Here is a 1164-nt window from a genome sequence, read left to right as displayed (position 1 = left end):
GTCTTCGGGTTCGTCGGGAAAACGATTCACTGGATCGTTTTCTGATCCTCCTCACTCCCCAGATCCCGGCTCAGCGTCGCGAGCGAAGCTTGCGATCATTCGGGCCGACCCTCGGATCGATGGCGGGTAATCCCCCCCGAATTTACGATGCTGCAAAAGTAGAATTTTCTCGGCAAGATGAACGAGGAGAATTCGAATGAAGACTAGCAGATACACTGAAGCTCAGATCATTGCGATCCTGCGCCAAGCCGAAGGCGGTGTGCCGGTGGCGCAGTTGTGCCGTGAGCATGGCATGAGCGATGCGTCGTTTTACAAATGGCGGACGAAGTATGGCGGGATGGATGCGTCCATGGTCAGCCAGATGAAGGCGATCGAGGACGAGAACCGCCGCCTCAAGCGGATGTATGCGGACCTGAGCATGCAGAACGATCTGTTGAAAGAAGCCTTTGGAAAAAAGTGACAGGGCCATCTCAGCGCCGCGAGATGGCCGAAACGGTGGTGGAACGACGGGGCGTCAGCATCGCGCTGGCCTGCCGCGCCTTCGGGGTCAGCGAGACCTGTTATCGTTATAGTCCAAAGCTAAAGGACGAGAACGAGGTGATCGCCGATCTGCTGACGGGACTGACAGATGCACGAAAGACTTGGGGTTTTGGCCTGTGTTTCCTGCATCTGCGCAACGTGAAGGGGCATCCGTGGAACCACAAGCGGGTCTATCGGATCTACTGCCAGCTGGAGCTGAACCTGCGCATCAAGCCGCGCAAGCGGCTGAAACGGGAGAAGCCTGACGTTCTAGCCGTGCCGGACGCGCCGAATGTGACCTGGTCTATGGACTTCATGGCCGATCGCCTCGGCGACGGGCGGGCTTTTCGGCTTCTGAACGTGCTGGATGACTTCAACCGCGAAGGACTGGGGATCGAGGTCGATTTCTCGCTGCCCGCAGAACGGGTCATCCGCAGCCTGAACCGGATCATCGAGTGGCGCGGGAAGCCCGGCACCATTCGGGTCGACAACGTCCTAGCTCGGGAACAAATCGCCGCTTAGGGCATCAGATCACGGGGCATCCGAGCGACCGGATGCCCTGAAGATGTTTGCCCAAGCGGGCTCCGCCGTCAAGAAGTGGTCTCTTCCATAGCAAATACAGGGTCGGTCTGGTTGCCGCCCTCA

1 protein-coding gene and 1 pseudogene are annotated in these 1164 nt (G+C 58.6%); both read left to right on the top strand.

The genetic code is table 11. The features are described 5' to 3' along the window. Positions 1-200 (top strand): hypothetical protein (locus FA743_RS20540; protein ID WP_211242359.1); only part of this gene is annotated, 200 nt, incomplete at its 5' end. Beyond that, positions 197-1011 (top strand): annotated as a pseudogene (locus tag FA743_RS20135) (IS3 family transposase); the annotation flags it as partial. The gene FA743_RS20540 and the pseudogene FA743_RS20135, both read left to right, overlap by 4 nt. Positions 1012-1164: the final 153 nt, after the last annotated feature.

This window comes from Paracoccus gahaiensis (assembly GCF_005048225.1).
GTDB lineage: Bacteria > Pseudomonadota > Alphaproteobacteria > Rhodobacterales > Rhodobacteraceae > Paracoccus > Paracoccus gahaiensis.
This window is presented reverse-complemented; position numbering and strand designations above follow the sequence as displayed.